The sequence below is a fragment of the Phormidesmis sp. 146-20 genome (genome assembly GCF_052939475.1).
Map to the genome: position 1 here is coordinate 45,325 of NZ_JBJPHT010000006.1, position 20,320 is coordinate 65,644.

General features: G+C 49.2%; 19 protein-coding genes. 11 read left to right on the forward strand and 8 right to left on the reverse strand.

Features of this window, described 5'->3' with window-relative positions; translation table 11 throughout:
- The first annotated feature begins 67 nt into the window (after positions 1–67).
- The 3 genes from ACKFKH_RS07220 (at position 68) to ACKFKH_RS07230 (ending at position 4,293) form a co-directional block, all read left to right on the forward strand.
- On the forward strand, positions 68–640 hold the full coding sequence (locus ACKFKH_RS07220) for a nucleotide exchange factor GrpE (RefSeq protein WP_446857584.1): 573 nt from the start codon (positions 68–70) through the stop codon (positions 638–640).
- 163 nt (positions 641–803) lie between these two features.
- The gene (locus ACKFKH_RS07225) at positions 804–2,372 is read left to right on the forward strand and encodes an Hsp70 family protein (RefSeq protein ID WP_446857585.1); all 1,569 of its coding nucleotides are present in this window, start codon (positions 804–806) and stop codon (positions 2,370–2,372) included.
- Positions 2,373–2,460: 88 nt separating this feature from the next.
- Positions 2,461–4,293, forward strand: a complete 1,833-nt coding sequence (locus ACKFKH_RS07230; RefSeq protein WP_446857586.1) for an ATP-binding protein — start codon at positions 2,461–2,463, stop codon at positions 4,291–4,293.
- A 253-nt stretch (positions 4,294–4,546) separates the two neighbouring features.
- Here ACKFKH_RS07230 and ACKFKH_RS07235 read toward each other — a convergent pair whose 3' ends face one another.
- The 3 genes from ACKFKH_RS07235 to ACKFKH_RS07245 all read right to left on the reverse strand — a co-directional run bounded on the left by ACKFKH_RS07235 (position 4,547) and on the right by ACKFKH_RS07245 (position 7,484).
- Positions 4,547–4,765 (reverse strand): CopG family antitoxin, encoded by a 219-nt coding sequence (locus tag ACKFKH_RS07235; protein ID WP_446857587.1) that lies wholly within the window; start codon positions 4,763–4,765, stop codon positions 4,547–4,549.
- 110 nt (positions 4,766–4,875) lie between these two features.
- The gene (locus tag ACKFKH_RS07240) at positions 4,876–6,123 is read right to left on the reverse strand and encodes a DMT family transporter (RefSeq protein WP_446857588.1); all 1,248 of its coding nucleotides are present in this window, start codon (positions 6,121–6,123) and stop codon (positions 4,876–4,878) included.
- A 92-nt stretch (positions 6,124–6,215) separates the two neighbouring features.
- On the reverse strand, positions 6,216–7,484 hold the full coding sequence (locus tag ACKFKH_RS07245; RefSeq protein WP_446857589.1) for an inorganic phosphate transporter: 1,269 nt from the start codon (positions 7,482–7,484) through the stop codon (positions 6,216–6,218).
- 99 nt (positions 7,485–7,583) lie between these two features.
- Here ACKFKH_RS07245 and ACKFKH_RS07250 point away from each other — a divergent pair, with 99 nt between their 5' ends.
- Entirely contained in the window at positions 7,584–8,072 is a 489-nt protein-coding gene (locus ACKFKH_RS07250) for a hypothetical protein (RefSeq protein WP_446857590.1), read from the forward strand.
- Positions 8,073–8,126: 54 nt separating this feature from the next.
- A complete protein-coding gene (locus tag ACKFKH_RS07255) occupies positions 8,127–8,840 on the forward strand; it encodes a hypothetical protein (RefSeq protein WP_446857591.1) in 714 nt (237 codons plus the stop codon).
- Positions 8,841–8,935: 95 nt separating this feature from the next.
- Here the strand turns inward: ACKFKH_RS07255 and ACKFKH_RS07260 are convergent, their stop codons facing one another.
- On the reverse strand, positions 8,936–9,109 hold the full coding sequence (locus ACKFKH_RS07260) for a hypothetical protein (RefSeq protein WP_446857592.1): 174 nt from the start codon (positions 9,107–9,109) through the stop codon (positions 8,936–8,938).
- A gap of 352 nt (positions 9,110–9,461) precedes the next feature.
- Between ACKFKH_RS07260 and ACKFKH_RS07265 the strand changes: the two genes are divergently transcribed.
- Positions 9,462–10,175, forward strand: coding sequence for an RNA ligase family protein (locus ACKFKH_RS07265; RefSeq protein WP_446857751.1), 714 nt, complete (start codon positions 9,462–9,464; stop codon positions 10,173–10,175).
- Between the two features lie 362 nt (positions 10,176–10,537).
- On the opposite strand, the gene alaS is transcribed toward ACKFKH_RS07265, so the two are convergent.
- Positions 10,538–13,159: an alanine--tRNA ligase gene (alaS, locus tag ACKFKH_RS07270; RefSeq protein ID WP_446857593.1), complete on the reverse strand. Its 2,622-nt coding sequence runs from the start codon at positions 13,157–13,159 to the stop codon at positions 10,538–10,540.
- Between the two features lie 174 nt (positions 13,160–13,333).
- On the opposite strand from alaS, the gene ACKFKH_RS07275 reads away from it, so the two are divergent.
- Complete coding sequence (locus ACKFKH_RS07275) at positions 13,334–13,909, forward strand: TVP38/TMEM64 family protein (RefSeq protein ID WP_446857594.1); 576 nt, start codon at positions 13,334–13,336, stop codon at positions 13,907–13,909.
- A 121-nt stretch (positions 13,910–14,030) separates the two neighbouring features.
- On the opposite strand, the gene ACKFKH_RS07280 is transcribed toward ACKFKH_RS07275, so the two are convergent.
- Positions 14,031–14,669: an FHA domain-containing protein gene (locus tag ACKFKH_RS07280; RefSeq protein ID WP_446857595.1), complete on the reverse strand. Its 639-nt coding sequence runs from the start codon at positions 14,667–14,669 to the stop codon at positions 14,031–14,033.
- Between the two features lie 196 nt (positions 14,670–14,865).
- Between ACKFKH_RS07280 and ACKFKH_RS07285 the strand changes: the two genes are divergently transcribed.
- The 3 genes from ACKFKH_RS07285 to ACKFKH_RS07295 all read left to right on the forward strand — a co-directional run bounded on the left by ACKFKH_RS07285 (position 14,866) and on the right by ACKFKH_RS07295 (position 17,606).
- Entirely contained in the window at positions 14,866–15,081 is a 216-nt protein-coding gene (locus tag ACKFKH_RS07285; protein ID WP_446857596.1) for a DNA-directed RNA polymerase subunit alpha C-terminal domain-containing protein, read from the forward strand.
- A 22-nt stretch (positions 15,082–15,103) separates the two neighbouring features.
- Positions 15,104–16,627, forward strand: a complete 1,524-nt coding sequence (locus tag ACKFKH_RS07290) for a hypothetical protein (RefSeq protein ID WP_446857597.1) — start codon at positions 15,104–15,106, stop codon at positions 16,625–16,627.
- Between the two features lie 661 nt (positions 16,628–17,288).
- Positions 17,289–17,606, forward strand: a complete 318-nt coding sequence (locus tag ACKFKH_RS07295) for a DUF6679 family protein (protein ID WP_446857598.1) — start codon at positions 17,289–17,291, stop codon at positions 17,604–17,606.
- Between the two features lie 47 nt (positions 17,607–17,653).
- Here the strand turns inward: ACKFKH_RS07295 and ACKFKH_RS07300 are convergent, their stop codons facing one another.
- Positions 17,654–18,016: a cupin domain-containing protein gene (locus tag ACKFKH_RS07300; RefSeq protein WP_446857599.1), complete on the reverse strand. Its 363-nt coding sequence runs from the start codon at positions 18,014–18,016 to the stop codon at positions 17,654–17,656.
- Between the two features lie 28 nt (positions 18,017–18,044).
- Positions 18,045–18,326, reverse strand: a complete 282-nt coding sequence (locus ACKFKH_RS07305) for a hypothetical protein (RefSeq protein WP_446857600.1) — start codon at positions 18,324–18,326, stop codon at positions 18,045–18,047.
- A gap of 204 nt (positions 18,327–18,530) precedes the next feature.
- On the opposite strand from ACKFKH_RS07305, the gene ACKFKH_RS07310 reads away from it, so the two are divergent.
- Positions 18,531–20,003: an HlyD family efflux transporter periplasmic adaptor subunit gene (locus tag ACKFKH_RS07310; protein ID WP_446857601.1), complete on the forward strand. Its 1,473-nt coding sequence runs from the start codon at positions 18,531–18,533 to the stop codon at positions 20,001–20,003.
- The last annotated feature ends 317 nt before the right edge of the window (positions 20,004–20,320 follow it).

Here is a 20,320-nt window from a genome sequence, read left to right on the forward strand (position 1 = left end):
TGATCATTGGCAGTACATTGATCAACTATAAAAGTTTGTACAGGCAAGCGATCGCACCCTATCCATCATGCACGAATCCAATTTTTTCTGGTTTGGCTGGATCTTGACGTTTGTAGTGTCCTGTATTGTTCTGAGTTTGTCCTCAAGGAGAAAGACGAATTCGATCAAAAATCCAGTTGCTTCGCAGTTACTTAGAGAGGCGATCGCAACCTCAAAGCAGACTGATTTAGAGCAGCAGTGTTTGCGGTTGAGAGAACAGCTTCAACAACAAAAAATACAACTCAATCAGGACTTTCAGACTGACACCTTTGAACAATTGCAAACGCTGCTAACTAATTATCCTAGTGCCCGCAAAATGGCAGCCGCCAATCCCAATCTTCCGGCCCAAAACTTATCCGCCCTTTTTACACCATTAGAGAATCTGCTTGAAAGCTGGGGTATCGAAGCGATCGGTGTTCCCTGGAGTCAAGTACCCTACGATCAGAGACTACACCAACCCGACATCGAAGACCTGTCAGCAGGTGAACTCGTCTACATTCGATTTGTGGGCTATCAGCAGGGCGATCGTATTCTCTGTCCCGCCAGAGTCAGTCGGACGCTGCCACCCGTTCAGACGATTAAATCATCAAACAAAAGTTAAGATGTCTGATATTGCTATCTGATTTGAATTGTGGAAATTTAGTTATTGATGGTTAGTCACAAATCAATGGCTAATCAATGGCTAACAACCTATTATTTGACGGTTCTCATAGACAATTTAGGACTTTCTATAGCCCCTGTTAATTCTGATTTCAAAACGCTCCATGACTGCGATCGCCATCGACTTCGGCACGAGTAACACTGTTGTTAGCATTCTTGAACCCGACACCCAAGCTCCCAAAACGCTGCGGTTTCCAACCATTTCGCGGCTGTTTCGCTTGACCAAAAACGGAGAAAAACTCGAAATTCCTGTAGTGCCAACGGTGATGTTTGTCAAAAGTGCAGACGAATTTGTGGTGGGAGAACAGGTACGACCGCAGCGCTTGGGACTCACTCAACCCGATCGCTTTTTCAAGTCGTTTAAGCGGGATCTGGCTGCTGATTTTCAACCGCCGCCTCGTCAGATTGATGGAATTAGCTACAGTGTTGAATCAGTTTCTAACCAGTTTTTACAATACATTTGGCAACAGATTAAACAACAGAATATTACCCCCTCTCAAGTAATTTTTACCGTCCCGATCGGAGCCTTCGATCGCTATCATGATTGGTTTCGTCACCTAGCAGATCGGCTGGAGGTATCACAAGTGCAATTGGTAGACGAATCAACGGCCGCCGCTTTGGGATATGCCATTCAGCGTCCGGGGTCTCTCGTTTTGGTGGTCGATTTTGGTGGCGGAACGCTAGATCTGAGCCTTGTCCGAACGGTCGCGGGAACGTCTGGAATCCATCGAGCCGAAGTGTTGGCTAAATCAGATGCCTACATTGGGGGAGAAGATATTGATACCTGGATTGTGGAAGATTATTTACATCAAATCGGGGCTTCACGAGAAACGGTAGGCGCGATCGGTTGGCAAAATCTACTGGCGATCGCCGAACGTCTCAAAATCCGCTTGTCCAGTGTCGAATCAGCAACCGAAAGCTGGCTCAATGAAGAAACCTTTACCTCCTATGATCTGAAGCTCGATCGCACTCGGCTAGAAACCATTCTCGAATCGCGTCACCTACTCGAACAGTTGCGCCAGGCGCTTGATGAAGTGTTAACGATCGCCCTGGGTAAAGGGATTCGTAAAGGTGATCTGGAGCAAGTTCTTTTAGTTGGAGGAAGTTGTCTAATTCCCGCCGTTCAACAGCTTGTTCTCTCTTACTTTGGGCGGCAGCGCGTCAAGCTCGACAAACCCTTTGAAGCGGTTGCTCACGGAGCCTTGGCGCTGACTCAACTGACTGGAATTGACGACTATTTGCGCCACACCTACGCAATTCGATTATGGGAACCTGCGGCGCGATCGTATACCTACTTTCCGCTCTTTGACCAGGGCACCTCCTATCCCTGTCAGCGTTCCGAAGTCTTGACCCTACAAGTCGCCACAACGGGACAGCAAGAAATCCGCCTCGATATTGGAGAAGTGGCCGCTGCCTCACAAGCCGAAGTCACCTACGACGCTCAGGGCAGAATGACCAGCACCCCTTTACGCCAACAAGAAACCTATCGCCCCCTCGCCCATCAGGAGCCGTCCGTTTGTGTTGCCCACCTCGATCCACCCGGACAGATTGGACTCGATCGCATCACCGTCCAGTTTGAAGTCACCGACCAGAGAATTTTAGTCGCTACTGTGCGAGACTTGCTAACCGATAAACTTTTAGTCGAACGGGGAGCGATCGCCAAACTTCAATGAGAGCAAATTTAGCCCTATTCCTTGAGAAGGTTACATCAATACCATCACCATCCTAAAGTGTTGAATTGCATTCTCTCCCCAAAGCACTGTGAGCAATGAGAACCAAAGTGACCCACCTGCACCCACCCCTCATGAATTGCCTGTGTTTAGAGAGCCGCTTGAATGGTTACGGCGATCGCCCCCCTGGTTACAAGTCGTCTTAGTCGTCACAATTTATTTGACCCTTTGGTATGGACTGGATCTCATGGCTGTGAGATTTGAGTCAGCCCCCGAAATTCAAGTCTGGTATCCGCCTTCTGCCCTGGATGTCGTTCTTTTGCTGGTGTTTGGTCTGCGCTTTTGGCCGACCCTGCTGCTTAATACTTTCATCCATTACTGGTTTGTGAGTCCTCGCCAACTGCCGATCGAGACGCTGATTGTCTTTGATGTTGTTACGACGATCGGTTACACCGGGGCTTGCTGGCTTTTACTCAAAGTCTTAAAAATTAATCCTCGACTTCGGCAACTGCGCGATGTGATTTGGTTTACGGTGATCGCGGCTCTGATTGCCCCCCTGATTATTGCGTTCTTACAAGTCGTTAATTTTGCCACGATCGGACTGATTCCCTGGTCACAGTGGCTCATGCTTACATTGCACTACTGCGCGGGCGACTCGACAGGAATTGGGATGTTAGCCCCTTTTTTGCTGGTATTGCTGCGAAAGGTGCCCTGGATCTGGCTACATCGAGAAGCGCGACCCCTTGCGGGTAACTCGAAGAGATCGCCTCAAGATTCGGGTGGAGATGATGAGTTGCGCTGGCCGTCGCGTCAAGGAATCCCGGTTCTGTTGTTTCATGTGACACTACTGGCAGCAGGAATCTGGGTCGGCTATGGCACTCCCCGTGGCACAAGTTTGGACTATACCTACTTTGTATTTTTGCCGATGATCTGGATTGCGATTCAGTATGGGTTTCCGAGAGCAACGGCGACTGTTTTGGGGATCAATCTGGGCGTAGCGTTCTTAGTCGGTTCTCGGAGCGGGGCTGCCAATACGCTGGCGCTGCAATTTGGTCTGATGGGCTTTACGCATACCGGGATTGTGTTGGGAGCGATCGCCACTGAGCGCAAACGAGCCGCCCAAAGACTCAAACAAATGTATCAGCGAGTCAGAACGTTAAATCGAGGGCTAGAACGTCAGGTTCACGAGCGCACGGCTCAACTCAATCAACAAATGCAGCAGCTTCAGCAGTTGGGTCATCTCAAGGATGACTTTTTGAGTACCGTTTCTCACGAATTGCGAAGTCCGATGGCCAACATGAAAATGGCGATTCGGATGTTACAACTGTCTTCAAACCACGAACATCGCGATCGCTACTTAGAAATTTTGCAGCACGAGTGCGATCGCGAAACAGCCCTGATCAATGATTTGCTGGATTTACAACGGATCGAAGCAGGCGCAGACATTGCAGAAATGCAATCACTTTGTCTTCAAACTTGGCTCCCAGCGATCGTGGACACCTTTCAAGAACGCGCTCAGTCGGGTCAACAAGTTCTCCGCCTCCATCTAGACAGTCACCTGCCTGCTGTGCTTACCGACCCCGCCAAATTAGAGCGAATTGTCACAGAGCTACTCACCAACGCCTGCAAATACACCCCGCCGGGTGGAGAAATCACCATCTGTGTCACTTTGCCCCCTCCAGAAGTCGAAGCCGTGACGCTAAGAGTCTGCAATACCAGCGTCGAGATTCCCCCAGCCGAGTTGAGCCGCATTTTTGAGAAGTTTTACCGCATTCCGATGGGCGATCGCTGGAAACAAGGTGGCACTGGATTAGGACTGGCTCTCGTCGAAAAATTAGTCGGGCAACTAGGCGCACAGATTCGAGTTGAGAGTCGATCGCTTCAAATTGTTTTTACGATTGATTTGCCTTCTACGCCGCCCTAGGTTTTTTGCATTCTTTGCCACTGAACTGATGCTTCAAGCTTGAAGGGGTGGCTTGAGAAGATTGTTGCAATAGGTACTTTACAAATGCTCTGCGATCGCCTCATCGACAACTCCAAAGCAACTTGAACACCCCATAGACAATTTACCAATACTGTCTCAACCAAGAGTGAGCCGCATGACGGCTAAAGTGAGTAGCAGCAGACATCACGGAAACGAAGCGCAGAGAGTTTATACCATCCGCTCCAGTGCGTTGTTAAGCTTCACCTATCCACTCCAATGTCGGCTTGCGCTGCGACTTTACACAGTCCTGCAAATATAAATTAATCAAACTTTGGTAAGAAATCCCTGTTTCCTCAGCCAAACCCTTAAAGTACTCAACGATATCCTCTTCAAGTCGAATTGTGACTTGCTTTTTCAGCTTCTTAATGTGTGGATTTTTCACAGATTGGGAGAAGTCATAATTATCTTTCATTAGATTTCGCCTTGCGCTCATCCCATTCAAATCTCAACTCATCTGTACCTACAGTGTGACCACAATGTATGTCGTAATCAAGTTGGATGCTTTGGAAAGTAAATTTCTAACTACTTAGCGGCTTTGGCCCGTCCGATCGAGCGCATTCGTTCAAAACTTAAAGCCGTCACGCCGATCGTCACTAGAAAAATTCCAATGATCTGTTCGCTCAACAGAGGAAAGTGCAAAATCAGAACCGCTAACAATGCCGTCACGACTGGGCCGCTAGAGGCCACGATCGACGCTCTCGCCGCACCCATTTGACGCACTCCAAAGTTATTCGTCAGATAACCTACCAGCGTCAACGCTCCCAAAACAACGCCGCCCACTAGAAAGCCCCACCGCTTTTCAGGCAGCACAAACACACCTAACTGCAACGGCAACGACAAAATCAAGCTCGACATAAAGAAGATTGTCACAAACTGCACCAGACTCACGGGCACCGGATGAAGCTTCTTGAAGCCAAGCTGCATAAAAATTAGATAAAAGGCAAACGCCACACCCGCAAAAATCGCAGCCATAATGCCCGTCGAAGACACTGTGCCCGTTTGTTTGAAACTGGGAACGGCGGTAAAAATCACCCCTAACAAAATCGTCAACATCACACCCAACCGCAGGCGCGTCGGTCGATCGCCAAACAGCCACCAAGCCAACGGCACCGTCACCAACGGATACATAAACAAAATCGTGACTGCAACACCTGGGCCGACCGCTCCGATCGCAATATAGATCAACACTTGAGACAAAAACAAAAACCCACCGCTACAAATCACATTGGACAAGGGACGGCGATCGCGATCCAACAACAATTGCTTAATATCACTCCACACAGGCGGATAAAGCCAGCCCGCAACGATCGCCATCATCGGCACGACCACCAGCATTCTCATCCACAAAATCAAGAGCGAATTACCCAAACTTGGCCGAATAAATCCGCCAAACGAAAGGATGCCAAACAAATCGATCGGAGTCCCAATGATCATGCGAACAATCACATTGTGAATCGAGAGCGCCAGCGTCGAAATCAAAACCAACAGCAGCCCAAACTGCGTCACCCGTAATTGAGTCAGCCTTGTGCGAAACGGAAGCGGAGCAGCAGGCACTTCTAAAGGAATCGGATAGGCGCGTCGAGCAGACGGCTGGGGAGGTAACTGAGCCTGCAAATCAGCAACTTCTTGCATCAGCCGCATTTTTTGGGCCTGCAACTGATTGATCTCGTAAGACAACTTGGCGCTCATCTCTTGCAGACGCTTGATGTCGGGCGATTCAGCGTTTGCACCCTCAGCCCCAAAACGGTTTCGCTTATCCTCTAGACTCATGAGTGTTTGTCCTTGCCCCTGCTGTTCGCGGTCAGGCTTTTCGTCTTCACAAAAACTTTATCAGCCTGTTTGGTATTGTTCCCAATAAAACATTAGTTGAGCAGAATGGGTAGGAATCTCTGAACAAGCGATCGCGCAATCACAAAAATTACGGCGCTGAGTCCGGCTGAAATGGGGATGGTCACAAGCCAGGTGAGGGCGATCGATCGCAGCGTTTTTCCTTGAATTGATTTCAGTCCTTGCACCAGTCCCACGCCGACGACTCCCCCCACCAGCGCATGAGACGTAGAAACGGGCAAACCAAACCGAGAAGCCACCAAAATCGTCGTTGCGGTTGCTAATTCTGCACAAAATCCGCCGCTGGGCTGTAGAGAAATAATGCCTTCGCCGATCGTCGCGATCACTTTTTTTCCCAAAACTGCCAATCCTGCCACGATGCCCATGCCGCCCAGCACAAGAATCCACAAAGGAACTCGAAAGTCTTGTAGGGGAACGGTTCCCGTTTGGGAGATAGAGACGATCGCCGCCAACGGTGCGATCGCGTTTCCTACATCATTTGAGCCGTGAGCAAACGCCACAAAGCAAGCGCTAACCACCTGAAACCGGGCGAGAAAGGCTTCGGGAAGCGGCTCTTTTTTTTCTAGCTGTCGCCAGCTCGTGAAGGTGAGCGCGATCGCTCCCATGCCGCCCATCACCAAGGGAATATCGTGAGCGGGAATGAGCAGGTGAAGCCGATCGCTAAGAACTTTCTGAATCGGTTCGCTTAAGGTGGGCAGCACAATCACGCCAAACACCCCAATCAACACAGCACTCAGCCAGGGAATCCATTCTTGAAGTTGGGCGATCGGGTCAGGCTGATCGAGAATCCAACGCTTGATCACACGATAGAAACTGGCGGCGATCGCGCCACTGACCACGGGCGTGACGACCCACGTTAAGGAAATGATGCCGAGCGACGACCAATTCACCGCTTGCGGATTGATCGCAACACAGGCAAACCCGGCGATCGCGCCCACCGTGGCATGAGACGACGAAACCGGAAAGCCAAACACGGTTGCAACGTTGAGCCAAATGCCCGCAGCAATCAGAACGGCAATCATGCCCAACAAAAAAATCTGCGGCATTGAGGCAAACGATTCTAAGTTCACCACGCCTGTTGCCAATTTTGCAGAAACTTCTTGCCCAAAGAGAACGGCTCCAGTGAATTCCAAAATGCCCGCAATGACGATCGCTTGCCTCAAGGTCACCGCTTTGGAGCCGACGGACGTTCCCATTGAGTTTGCGACATCATTTGCGCCCAGATTCCAGGCGAGGTAAAACGCCAAAGCACTCGTCAAAATCAACAGAAAAGGCTGATCCATAAATTCGGGAATCCTAAAACTTTAAAGTGAAGCTTTCCATTGATTTCGCTGCATCTACAATTTTGGCGCTTCTCAACCCTTATCAAAGCAGCAATCCGCATGAATTTCGTTCAGCAAATCCAAGAAAATTTAGAAAACCCCGCCGAGTTAGAACGACTGTTTCGAGAAGATGCAGAGGCTTTTCGAGTTGCTTTTGAATCTGTGTTTGCCGAAAATCCCGATGCGATCGTTCTAAACGTTTGGCAAGAACGGCTGCATTTTCAGGAGACTCAACCTGTTCAATCTCGCCAGATTTTTGCGGACAGCAGTTTGATTTTGATGCTCTGTTTACTGGCAGGCACGATCGCAAAACTCCCCACTTACTTTCCTCAGATCACAGAAAATTGGTTTTATCCAAGAAACATTGCTTTCATCATTTTTCCAGCCCTTGCTGGTTACTTCCTAACTCAAAACAAGTCTGGTAAAAGCCTTGCAGGAGCCAGCCTCGCTCTGTTTGTTCTACCGCTTGTGTTTATCAACACGCTGCCAAATTCAGATACCTCCCATACGCTTGTTTTGTCTTGTTTACATCTACCTTTCTTTTTGTGAGCAGTTTTAGGATTTGTCTTTGCGGGTAGAGACTTTAGAAACTCCGATCGCCGGATGGACTACCTGAAATACAACGGCGAAATGCTGATCTACACAACCCTCTTGATCATCTGTGGCAGCTTGCTAGTGGGCATAACAGCGGGACTTTTTTCTATCATTTCGGTCAATATTAACTCGTTTTACTATGAATACATTTTGATTTATGCCTTGTGTGCGGCTCCGATCGTGGCCACTCATTTAACTCATGCCCAAAGTCGTCTAATTGGCAACCTGGCACCGACGATCGCCCGAATTTTTAGCCCATTAGTGTTACTGACTTTAATTGCATATTTAATTAGCATTTTGACTTTGCGACGCAATCCCTTTATCGATCGAGAGTTTTTGGTTGTCTTTAACGTCATGTTATTGGGAGTATTAGCGATCGCTATTTTCACCCTATCCGAACGAGCCGCTACCAGTAAAAAACTGCTGGGGGATTACATTACATTTGCGCTGGTGGCAATTGCATTAATGGTGGATGGCGTGGCATTGGCCGCGATCGCGTTTCGTCTAGCCTCGTATGGCACTACACCCAATCGAGTCGTTGTTTTAGTTGCAAACCTATTAGTCTTTGGCAATCTGGCTGGAATGCTCGTGCAGTACGTAAGATTCTTTCTTGGGAAAGCGTCGATCGCATCGATCAAAAACTGGATTACAAGCTATCTACCTTATATATGGAATTTGGGCAGCGATCGTGCTATTCACATTTCCATTTCTCTTTGCCTTTAAGTAAGCTGCCCCAAGCTTTTCTTTTCAATTGTTCAAATTCTCTAAGTCAGCTAAGTCCTGTAGTCTTCCTGATGCTTTTTTATTGATCTTCAAGTTCATGTCTGCATAATATTGGTGGCATTGTCTGGTGCCATCTCGATCCAAATATCAATATCTTTTGTGTAGCGAGGATAGCCATGAACCGCTACCGCATAGCCGCCAATCACAAGATAGCGAACCTGATTATCGTTTAATAACTGTATAAACTCTTTGAAATCCTGGTTCAGCATGATATTTCCATTGATGGAACTCTTGGCGGATTTCCTCTAAGGCAGCAAGACGCAAGTGATGAGGCTGATCTCGCCAATAAGCAGTGTCCTGTTTAGCGGATCTCATACTGGTTTTCACAACTTGAATTGAACGGCGAGTATAAGAATGCATCGGCAAAACTTACAGGCTTTCACATAAGTGCATTATAAACCGCAGAGTTAGCCAAAATTGCATCGAACGAAGCCGCGACCCTTAGCGGGTAACTCGAAGCGACCCCTTGCGGGTAACTCGAAGAGATCGCACCCATCAATTCCACAACGTCTACGATACAGTTATACTACATGGATATTACAAAACTTATAACCAACGGTGATGAAGCCTTTAGGCATCAAAAATTACGGGCATATTCCGCACCTTCCTGGCTCCCGACTTGGCACAGGAGATCACACCTGCAATCCAGGACAGGCGAAAATTGCGACCAAAAAACTTCGCGATCGGCGTGATCAAGTGATCGTTCAAGAAAAACTAGACGGCTCAAATGTAGGTGTAGCCCTTCTAGATGGCAAGCTGTATCCCTTGATTCGATCGGGCTATGTGGCGAACGCTTCGCCCTATGAGCAGCACCAATATTTTTATCAATGGGTTTGGCTACACGAAGATCGGTTTCGCAGCGTCTTGAAGAATGGAGAACGACTAATCGGAGAATGGCTTTTGCAAGCCCACGGAACGCGCTATCACCTGACTCACGAACCGTTTGTCGCCTTTGATGTGATGCAAGCAGGTCGGCGGGTGAACTATGAAGAATTTTGCGATCGCCTCGCCCCTACTTTCACGATTCCCCGATTGATTCATCAAGGAGAAGCCTTTGCGATCGATCAAGCCCTAACCGCACTCTCAACCTCCGGACATGGAGCGATCGATCCCGTCGAAGGAGCAATTTGGCGCATCGAACGAGACGGTAAATTCGATTTCTTGTGCAAATTCGTCCGCCACGACAAGCAAGACGGCTGCTACCTCCCAGAAACCTACGGTCAAATCGTCTGGAATGTGGAACCTAAAAGCATTTTGGCGATTAGCGCAAATTAATCTAACGTGATATTCGATGAGAGTTTTTCCGCTTCGTTGTTCACGGCTTTTGCCCCAACCCCCAATTTTGGGGGACTTTCAGAGAGGAATTCTGGTTCAAAGTCCCTCACTCGTGGGGGATTTAGGGGGCGTTCCTGGATCTAAAAGCGAAGCGAAGCGTTCATGGAACTGACGTTAATTTAACGTGATATTCGATGAAAATTTTTGCTGCGGTTCGTCAGTTCGGAAACATCCCCTAACTCTTCGACCAGTGAGAGACTTTGAACTAAAGTTCTTGTCCTAAAGTCCCCCAAGATTGGCAGCTTGGAGGGCAGAAGACCAGAACAACGCAGCGAAAAACTTTCATCGAATTCAAGGAGCGGCTACTGTAAGCCTGATTTAAGTTGATTTTGAGCTTCAGCGAGGGCATCGGGGAGCTTGCTGGCATCACGTCCACCGGCCTGAGCCAGATTGGGACGGCCGCCACCACCACCACCACAAAGTTTAGCGATCGCTCCCACCAGTTTCCCAGCCTGCAAGCCTTTCTTAACCACTGCTGGACTGAACGCCCCTACCAGACTGACTTTTCCGTCTTCAGGAATTGATCCCAAAACCACAGCGCCTTCGCCTAGTTTTTGGAGAAGTTGTTCTGCGGCGGTTTTGAGCGATTCGGGATCGACGGATTCGAGTTGGGCGACCAGAATTTTGAAGTCACCAACCGATTCAGCCTGGGTGAGTAGCTGATCGGCTTTGGCAACCGCAAGCTGACCTTTGAGCGTGTCGAGTTGTTTTTGGGTGGTTTTGAGTTCGGTTTGCAGCGTCGTAATGCGATCGGGAATCTCTTCGGGCTTGACCTTAAAGCGATCGCTCAACTCGCGCACAATGGTGTCTCGCACATTCAGATATTCCAAAACGGCGGTTCCGGCGATTGCTTCGATCCGACGAATGCCAGCCGCGACTCCAGACTCAGACACGATTTTGAAGATGCCAATTTCTGCCGTGTTGCTGACGTGAGTTCCGCCACATAGCTCCATTGAGACACCGGGGACATCCAACACGCGCACCGTTTCGGAATATTTTTCACCAAACATTGCGATCGCGCCTTTCTCTTTGGCTTCGGTCAGCCCCATGACGTAGGTGTTGGCGGTGTGTGCCTCAGCGATCCAGGTGTTGACCAGTTCTTCGATTTGGTGCAGTTCGTCTGACGTAATCAAGCGAGGGCAATTAAAGTCAAAGCGCAGGCGATCGAACGACACGAGCGACCCTGCTTGAGAAATGCCGTCATCGACAATTTTCTTTAAGGCAGACTGCAATAAGTGCGTTGCGGTGTGATGCGCCTGGGCCCGACGACGACATGCCAGATCGATCTGAGCCGTGACAGACTCGCCAACGCGCAAGGTTCCCCGTTCAATCCGTCCAAAATGCACCGAGAAAGCGGATTCTTTTTTCACATCCTCAATTCGCACCAAAACGGACTCGCCGGAGAGATAGCCACGATCGCCAATTTGTCCCCCGGATTCCGCATAAAACGGCGTTTGATCCAGGATGACTTGAACTTGTGCGCCTGCCTCTGCTGATTCGATCGGTTCGCCTTCGACAAGTAAAAGCTGAATCGTGGATTGGCTCGACGGTTGAGAATATCCTAAAAACTCAGTCGCTTGAATCGTTTCAGCCAGTTTATCGAGTTCGCCTTGAACGGTAAGGTCGATCGTTTTGTGAGCCGCTTTTGCCCGTTCTCGCTGCGCTTTCATTTCGGCTTCAAAGCCTTCTGTATCGACGGTTAATCCCTTTTCTTCGGCGACTTCTTGCGTCAGTTCTAGCGGAAAGCCATAGGTGTCATAGAGAACAAAGGCATCTTGTCCAGAAATTTGATCCGTGACGTTTGACAAAATTTCATCCAGCAGTTTTTCGCCCCGTTCTAGCGTTTCTCTAAAGCGGGATTCTTCTTTTTGCAGTTCGTTTTTGATCGTGTCTGCTTTTTGCCGAACTTTGGGATAGGCGGATTCTGAGAGGTCGATCGCCGCTTCTGCCACCTGTGGAGTAAATTCGTGATTAATGCCGATCAATCGTCCATGTCTAACCACTCGTCGGATCAGCCGCCGCAACACATAGCCTCGACCTTCATTCGTCGCAGTGATTCCATCCGCAATCATATGAACGACTGCCCGAATGTGATCGCCAATGACTTTTAGCGAAACTTTTGTAGTCTCGTCAGCATTGTCATAGCTGATTCCAGCAATTTGCGCCGCTGTCTCCACAATCGGAAAGATCAGATCCGTTTCGTAGTTATTTGGCTTCTTTTGCAGGATCTGCGCCATTCGCTCTAAGCCAAGCCCCGTATCAATATTTTTGTTTGCCAACGGAGTCAGGTTGCCGTCTGCGTCCCGATTGTATTGCATGAATACCAGATTGTAGTATTCAATAAATCGGCTATCGTCTTCGAGGTCAAGTACCGCGTCTCCTTGCTCAGGATGAAAGTCGTAGTAAAGCTCAGAAGAAGGGCCGCACGGGCCAGTCGGGCCAGATGCCCAAAAGTTGTCCTTCTCACCCATGCGCTGAATTCGATGCGCCGGGATGCCAACTTCGTCACGCCAGATTGCAAACGCTTCGTCATCATCTTCAAACACGCTGACCACGATTCGTTCTGGTGGCAATTGATAAACCTGCGTCGAAAGCTCCCATGCCCAAGCGATCGCCTGCGACTTAAAATAATCGCCAAAGCTAAAATTGCCCAACATCTCAAAAAACGTGTGGTGTCGTGCCGTTCGTCCCACATTCTCGATATCGTTAGTGCGAATGCATTTCTGAGCCGTCGTCGCCCGTGGCACTTCTGCCTGCTGCTGTCCCAAAAAGATCGGCTTGAATGGCAACATCCCGGCGATCGTCAACAACACGGTCGGATCTTCGGGCACCAGAGAAGCACTGGGCAAAATCTTGTGTCCACGCGCTGCAAAAAAATCGAGAAACTGTTGTCGGAGATGAGAGCCGCTAGTGAGAATAGACATGACAGTACGCAGATGGAGGGACGAAGCTACAGATCTCTCTATATTAGTCATGACGCACCCCTGACGGAGCAAGATTCCATCAAAATTGGAACGAATGCTGGAGTGCAGAAATCAGAACTTGTAGATACCGTTCTTCCTTATCCTTCGATTTAGCTTTGAGCCTGCCGTCCAACTATGCAAAATAAACTAAGACTCAAGAAAGCGTTGGTAGCAATTCTGCTATTCACACTCACGTATGTTGGCATGGCGATCGTGCTTCAAAAAGTTGGTTTAGAAAACGCTCATCTTTTTATTAGAAATTCAGGTATTTGGGCACCTGTTATTTTTGTGATAGTTTGTGCTTCTACGCTGATTGTTGCGCCTCTGAGCGGGAGTTCTATCTTTGTATTAGGCGGCGTTTTGTTTGGCAAAGATTCTGCTTTTTTCTTGAGTTTCTTTGCTTCCCTAATCGGCTGTAGCATCAATTTTTGGCTTTCAAGAACCTTTGGTCGTCACCTTGCAGAACGCTTGATCGGCAAAACAGATCTAGAGCAGTTAGACCGCTTAATCAATCGCTTATCGGCTCAACAAAGCATCTTCTACATCATTTTACTAATGCCGCTTTCACAGGATATCGTCAGCTACGCCGTGGGTCTAACCAGAGTCAACTATTGGAGATTTTTGGTCGCGCTAATTGTGAGTGCGATCGCCGTCGTGGCCGCTTATGTTTATCTAGGCAGCAGCTTACTTGAATTCTTCATTCAACGCTGAGATCATGAACTGAATAAACCTAACGTCTCAAAGTTCCCCAGAATGGGAGGTTGGGGGGCAAAAGCCGTAAACACCGCAGCGAAAAAACCTAACTGAATCCACCTTCATCGCCTCGATCGCGCTAGTCCCCAAACGCAGTTCTCCGCGTCTCTCGATGGCTAAAGCGACTAAACACTTCGGGATGAATCAGATCCAACGTGCGAGAGGTTTGGCTGACGTAAAACGAGAATTCGGTATGACCCAAACACACTTGATCGCCATCCCGCAAAACCTGACGCTGTTTGACCCGATCGCCGTTCACATAAGACCCATTCATACTATTGAGATCCAGCAGATAAAACTGGCGGTCTGCATACAAAATCACAGCATGACGGCGCGACATTTTGCGATCTTGAAGCGGTAAGGCGGCTGCCCGATGGCGACCGATCGTCCAGACTCCTTGAGATTGAATCAATGTCTGAGACTGATCTTGCAGCAAATTGGTAATCAAATAGACCTGTCCCGATTGCAAAACGCCCTGTACGTATTTAGGCTTGAGGTCGATCGCCGTTTTTTCAAACTCACTGTCAGATTGCTCATTGAGGTCAATTAGCAGCGTTTGTTTGGCAGCGACACTTTCGACACTTTCCTCAGAGATCTCGTCCAAATCGTTCCAAAAAGCTTCTTCGGCAGCCTCAACCTCAGAAACTGCTTGAAACACGGACACGATCGGGTCGCGATCGTCGGGTTGACTTTCAGGGGGAATGGGTTCTGAGTTCATAATTCTTGCAACAGACTGCAATCTGAGTGGTGTCTACGACGGGATGCCCTAGAGTTCCCTAGCAAAATTGCCCTTAACCGCTTTCTTTTGCACAATTTAGAACAGACCCTAATTCCCTTTGAGCGCAAACTTTTGATCGAAATCGTTTTTGAGCGCAGGCACCCTACACTAGAAGGCACAGTTTACGCCGATGACTATGAATGACTCCCTTGATCGCGTCCCTATCGAAGACCTGCAACTCTCGATAAAAGCGATCGGCTGTCTCAAGCGGACACAAATCTACACGATCGCCGATTTAATGAACTATACCCAGGAAGATCTTAAAATTCTAGATCCCCAATCTGGCGAAGAGGTGATCTCAGCCCTACAAGAAAAAATGGGGCTAACTCTGCCGCTCAACGATCTGCAATAGTCCTTTCTGAATATCGGTTCCCATGCAAACGCCGACCGCACCCGCCAAACCATTTCCGCAGCCCCTCGATCGCGTCTCGATCGCGGTGATCCTGTTGCTGGCTATTTTGATCGGAGCGTTGATTTTAAGCGGCGATCGCAGCGCTCCACGAGTTCGAGCATTCAACTGGCAAGGCAAACAAATTGGAGCAGACGACAGCGCCTTTGTCTTCACCTTTAGCCGCCCGATGAATCATCTCAGCGTCGAGCAAAACTTAAAAATCGACCCACCTCTACCCGGAAAATTTAGCTGGTCAGGCCGCCGCATGGCCTACACGCTCACCACTCCCGCCCCCTACGGCACGACCTTTCAAGTCAAGCTCGAAAACGCCCAAGATCGCTTCACCGGATCTAGTCGAGCCAGCATCCAACCCTTCAGAGGACAGTTTCAGAGCCGCGATCGCGCGTTTGCCTACATTGGGGTCGAAGGAGACGACGCGGGCCGGTTGATCCTCTTCAACTTGAGCAAGCAAGAAAAGAAAGTGCTGACCCCCGCCAATCTGTTGGTCATGGACTTTAAGCCTTACCCAGACAGCGATCGTATTTTGTTTGCGGCGACCGATCGCGCCCAACAAGCCCAATCCCTCGTCGAACAAAAGCTCTACACCGTCACGACGGGCATCTCGATTCAATCTCCCGCCGAGCTAGGTACCCCATCCGCTAACCTGCCCTTTTTACCCGAATCGCCCGCCCCCGACCCCCAGCCCGCAGGTCAGATTAACCTTGTCCTCGACAACGCAGAGTATCAAAACCTCAAATTTGATCTGTCTGCTGACGGAAATGTCATTGTTGTGCAGCGCGTCAATCGCAAAAATACCAACGATTTTGGCCCGTGGATTCTCCGAAAGGATGCTCCCGCTCAACCCCTCGACAGCAAGCAGCCCGGTGGAGAATTTTTGATCACACCCGACAGCGCATCGCTAGCCATCACCCAGGGACAGGGACTCGCCCTCCTACCCCTTCAGCCCCAAGCCGACCCCCTGGACTTTTTGCCCAAATTTGGCACTGTCTTAGACTTCTCCAAAGATGGCTCCTCAGCCGCGATGGTAAAATTTAACAACGACTACACCCGATCGCTCTATCTAATCAGCAACCAGGGCACCCAAAAAGAAATCTTCAAAACTACTGGCTCGATTCTCAGCGCTCAGTTTGACCCCACCAAACAAATTCTCTACTGTCTGCTGACCAATCTGGTGCCCGGAGCCAACTATCAAGAACAGCCTTACCTGGCAGCGATCGATCTCAAAGCCGCCGTCGCGGCTACTGACCCCCTCAAAGCCCTTTATCCTCTAGTCCTACTGCCCAAACAGCGAGACATTCAGATCAGCCTCGCCCCCGACGGACTGGCCTTACTCTTTGACCAGACTGACACAAATGCTCAAAGATCGGACGGGAAAGAAATCGCTAACAGTCGTCTCTGGCTTCTTCCTCTGACAGGCGATCTCACCGTCAAAGCCCAACCCGAATCGCTCCCCCTACCTGGTTTTCATCCCCGCTGGCTTCTCTAAGGTTCAAAAAGAACAGACAAAAAGACAGACAAAACCTGTTTTACTTCATCCCGTATCCCCAGCAGAGACCCCTTCATAGACCTTTTTCTAATAATTGATCGATTTGTATCAACAACTCCGCTTAACAGTCGATAGAATAGTTGGTAGAATCCGATACTTAAAGACGGCTCAATTTGCAAGCCTTCTTAGAGGTTCATTCACCTAATGGGAACACTCAGCACAATGGCTAGATTCATGGCTAGATTCCTCACTGCCTCGCCGCTTCTTGTTAACCGACACCGAGCTAACACCGTTCTGCTTCCTGGCCCGTTTCGGCCTTGCATCCAGTGAGTTGAGCGTCCTGTTTGCCTCAAATTTGCCTCAAACAATGATTCCAATCCTTAGCCACTCAGGACAGATGCATTGATTCAATCGCCCTTTGCAAGTCCTGTCCTTAGCTAGAATTTTCAATCCCTGGTCTAGCGCTAGTCTTATCTTATGCATCAAAGACTTGCCCCAAAGACGACGCTTCCCCCCAATGGGTTAAAAGCCAGGGTATTCGCAGCAGGGAAACAATTGTGCCATTGCCCCTCGCTGATTTGAGAAAATGCGGGTGCTCTAATGCTAGAGTTGCCCCATTACGACGCATTTCAAAAGTCATTTTGCTCAGGAGAAGCAACTTATGCTACACCGCAAGATCTATCAACTCTGTAGTGATGGTCGTGAAGTTTGGATTTTCTTGCGGGACCAGCAACGCTGGATTGAGCGCGCCAAGATTCTCGACATTGAGGGTGATCTGGTGACGCTGCGCTATGAAACCGAGGAAGACGACGAAAATTGCTCTTGGGAAGAGATGGTGCGACTGGAAAGCATTGGTGCTGTGACTCAAAAGCTGGCATCAGTTCCCAAAGGGAATGTAGAGCCACTGGTTTCTGACGACTGCCCCGAAGCAGAACAAATTCCTAACAACCGTCACTATCCAGAGGCAAACCCAGAATAGAGTCAGCTAGGGGGCGGATTGGCGACAATCGTTTCTTCCCCCTTTACTCACTCATAAATCGTCTCATCCTTCTGCTTCCAGGCTGGGTCAACAATACAGATAAAGACGATCGGTTCACTCCCTGTATTTTGCAAAAATTGCTTTGCGTTCGGAGGAATATAAATTGCATCCCCAGGCCCAATGGTCTGGGTTTCTGCGTTAATGTGCATTTCACCCGTACCGCTGAGAATGTAGTACACCTCAGAGGTAGTGAGAGAATGGGCGATCGACGTTTGTCCGATCGGCACAATGGCCTGAGCCAGACTGTACCGCAAACTCAATGACTGTTTAGCAGGATGCAACAACTCTCTTAGCAGCGTCCCATGGCCCGCCACAATCTCAGGGCAATCCTTTAGTTTTCGTACCAGCATGACTTACCTTCGACAAACTCCCTTAATCCTAATAGGGAGAAGGAGCTGGCGTATAGTCAGGGCAGTTGATTGCATCTTCAGACAGCGCTATAGAAGGGTGAACCGTACACTTTAGCGTGTAGTCCCCTGTAAAATATTGACAGTCCGCACAGGGAATTCGATGCATCTCCCGCGCTTTGCTAAACCCAGACATTGCCATCGAAGCAATACTCCAGACGGTCAACAAAACGAATGTCCAGGCAAAGAAGAAGCAGATCGGAACCAAAAACGGCTGGAGAGCCTGAACGATCGGATATAAAAGTTGAAACACGATGCGCTAAATAAGGGATGAAACTTGGGCAATTTAAGATCAATCTTAGTGATCCGCCGACCGTCTGCGCCCTAGCTTAAGGCTTATTCAACGCCCAACACATTCTGTTACTTTAGACGGTCTGTTTCTTTGCACGACTGCGACGATCGGCTATGGTGTACCTAGATTCAAGCTTCGCTGTCCACCCCCTGACACTCATCTCTTATGCGAGTTTCTCTGTCTAACTCTCCCGCCCAATCTCAACAAGTCAAACAACAGCTTGCCCAGCCCGAAGAGTCGCTCTCGTTTGAGTTGGGGAAAGCCGTCCAGGAATTGCCGCCGCTCTACACGCGCATTCTGGCAGGTACGATTACCTTTATTGTGCTGGGCACGATCGGCTGGGCCCATTTCAGCAAAATTGAGGAAGTAGCCGTCGCCAACGGCAAGTTGATTCCTTCGACCGAGGTGCGTCCCGTTCGTTCTCTAGGCGCAGGCAGCGTTACTGAGACAAAAGTCAGCGTGGGATCAACGGTCAAAAAAGGAGACGTGTTAGTCACGATCGATCCTGGGTCTGCTGAGACGAGTGTGACCAGTTTGGAGCAAGATGCCGCCAAGATTCGCGAAGACATTGCTCGCCTCCAGGTTGAGAGAAGCGGTCAGGGCGAAGCTGGGACTCCTCTACAAGATGAGCTAATCGCAACCCGTCAACAAGAGTTTTCTAAGAAACAAGCGGGCGCGATCGCCGATGCCAACAGCAGAGCCGGAGCCTACCAAGAGTCTCAGTCTGAGCTAGTCCGATTTCAGGAAAACCTGACCGCCGCCCAAACCACGTTAGACAATGCCACCGCTAACAAAATTCAGGCAGAAAACTCGTTGGCGCTGGCTCAAAAACGTCAAGCAATGCTCAAACCCCTCGAAAATTCAGGGGCGATCCCTAACCAGGAAGTGATCAGAGCCGCTCAAGAAGTCACTCAGGCCACCCAGCAAGTCATCAGCGCAGACAACCAGATTGCGGAAGCGGAAGATCGGATTGGCTCTCTGAGAAATAAGATTCAGTCTCAGCAAGGGCAAGTTCAGCAAACCCAGCAGGCATACGAGGCCGCAAAAAATGCGGCTCAGGGGCTAAGTCCTCAACGTCAGTCAGAAGTCCTCACCCAACTCAATCAGCGTCAAGAAGAATTGACCAAAAAACTGGGTGAACTCGCTGTCGCCAAACAGCAGCAGAGCGATCGCGAGTCGGTCAAAGCGCCGTTTGATGGCAAAGTTTACAACTTGAAGGTGACGCAAGGGCCGGTTCAGCAAGGCGAAGAACTCCTGTCGATTTCTCCAACGGATCAGGATCTAGTGCTAGAAGTCAAAGTGTTAAACCGAGACATTGGCTTCATTCAACCTGGTATGAAGGCAAAAGTGAAACTGGCAACCTTTCCTTTTCAGGAATTTGGTGTGGTAGAAGGCGATGTGATTTCGGTGAGTCCTGATGCGGTCGTTGAGAAGGATGAAAATGGACGAGACATGGGGCCCGTCTTCTTGACCAGAGTGCGCCTCAACAAACGAGCGATCGACGTGAGAGGAAAAGCCGTCGAACTCACTCCCGGTATGGCGGCCTCGGCGGAGATCGTCACCCGCAAAAAATCAATTCTCACCTTCATCACAGAGCCTGTCACCCGACGATTTAGCGAAGCGTTCTCAGTGAGATAGACATTCCAAACACCACTGGCTAAAGACCTTAGAGAGATCCCTGGCTTCGATCAGGCGTTGGGGATCTCATCGTTATGGTGCAACCATTCAAGCAGGATTGCTGAATTCGCCTAAACAAGGCCCAAAGTTTTGAAACTTGTTGCCAGAAAGCGCTAGAATAGCCTCTCAGTTCTGCATCCCTCCCTACACTCCTGAAAGAAAAATAATTGTTTAACAGAACGTAATATTTGCAGAACTGCGTTATCATAGAGACCAATACAACAAAGCGATTGCATTATCTGTATCCAACAAGCATTTACTGCCTGGATTGTGAAGCG

What these genes read in the sequence shown, in the direction of transcription:
- ACKFKH_RS07265 (WP_446857751.1), top strand. Translation starts at nt 9,462, where the DNA reads ATGAAGCCTTTAGGCATCAAAAATTACGGGCATATTCCGCACCTTCCT.
- ACKFKH_RS07255 (WP_446857591.1), top strand. Translation starts at nt 8,127, where the DNA reads ATGGACTACCTGAAATACAACGGCGAAATGCTGATCTACACAACCCTC.
- ACKFKH_RS07220 (WP_446857584.1), top strand. Translation starts at nt 68, where the DNA reads ATGCACGAATCCAATTTTTTCTGGTTTGGCTGGATCTTGACGTTTGTA.
- ACKFKH_RS07275 (WP_446857594.1), top strand. Translation starts at nt 13,334, where the DNA reads ATGCAAAATAAACTAAGACTCAAGAAAGCGTTGGTAGCAATTCTGCTA.
- ACKFKH_RS07280 (WP_446857595.1), bottom strand. Translation starts at nt 14,669, where the DNA reads ATGAACTCAGAACCCATTCCCCCTGAAAGTCAACCCGACGATCGCGAC.
- ACKFKH_RS07225 (WP_446857585.1), top strand. Translation starts at nt 804, where the DNA reads ATGACTGCGATCGCCATCGACTTCGGCACGAGTAACACTGTTGTTAGC.
- ACKFKH_RS07295 (WP_446857598.1), top strand. Translation starts at nt 17,289, where the DNA reads ATGCTACACCGCAAGATCTATCAACTCTGTAGTGATGGTCGTGAAGTT.
- ACKFKH_RS07245 (WP_446857589.1), bottom strand. Translation starts at nt 7,484, where the DNA reads ATGGATCAGCCTTTTCTGTTGATTTTGACGAGTGCTTTGGCGTTTTAC.
- ACKFKH_RS07235 (WP_446857587.1), bottom strand. Translation starts at nt 4,765, where the DNA reads ATGAAAGATAATTATGACTTCTCCCAATCTGTGAAAAATCCACACATT.
- ACKFKH_RS07240 (WP_446857588.1), bottom strand. Translation starts at nt 6,123, where the DNA reads ATGAGTCTAGAGGATAAGCGAAACCGTTTTGGGGCTGAGGGTGCAAAC.
- ACKFKH_RS07285 (WP_446857596.1), top strand. Translation starts at nt 14,866, where the DNA reads ATGAATGACTCCCTTGATCGCGTCCCTATCGAAGACCTGCAACTCTCG.
- ACKFKH_RS07290 (WP_446857597.1), top strand. Translation starts at nt 15,104, where the DNA reads ATGCAAACGCCGACCGCACCCGCCAAACCATTTCCGCAGCCCCTCGAT.
- ACKFKH_RS07310 (WP_446857601.1), top strand. Translation starts at nt 18,531, where the DNA reads ATGCGAGTTTCTCTGTCTAACTCTCCCGCCCAATCTCAACAAGTCAAA.
- alaS (WP_446857593.1), bottom strand. Translation starts at nt 13,159, where the DNA reads ATGTCTATTCTCACTAGCGGCTCTCATCTCCGACAACAGTTTCTCGAT.
- ACKFKH_RS07300 (WP_446857599.1), bottom strand. Translation starts at nt 18,016, where the DNA reads ATGCTGGTACGAAAACTAAAGGATTGCCCTGAGATTGTGGCGGGCCAT.
- ACKFKH_RS07250 (WP_446857590.1), top strand. Translation starts at nt 7,584, where the DNA reads ATGAATTTCGTTCAGCAAATCCAAGAAAATTTAGAAAACCCCGCCGAG.
- ACKFKH_RS07260 (WP_446857592.1), bottom strand. Translation starts at nt 9,109, where the DNA reads ATGCTGAACCAGGATTTCAAAGAGTTTATACAGTTATTAAACGATAAT.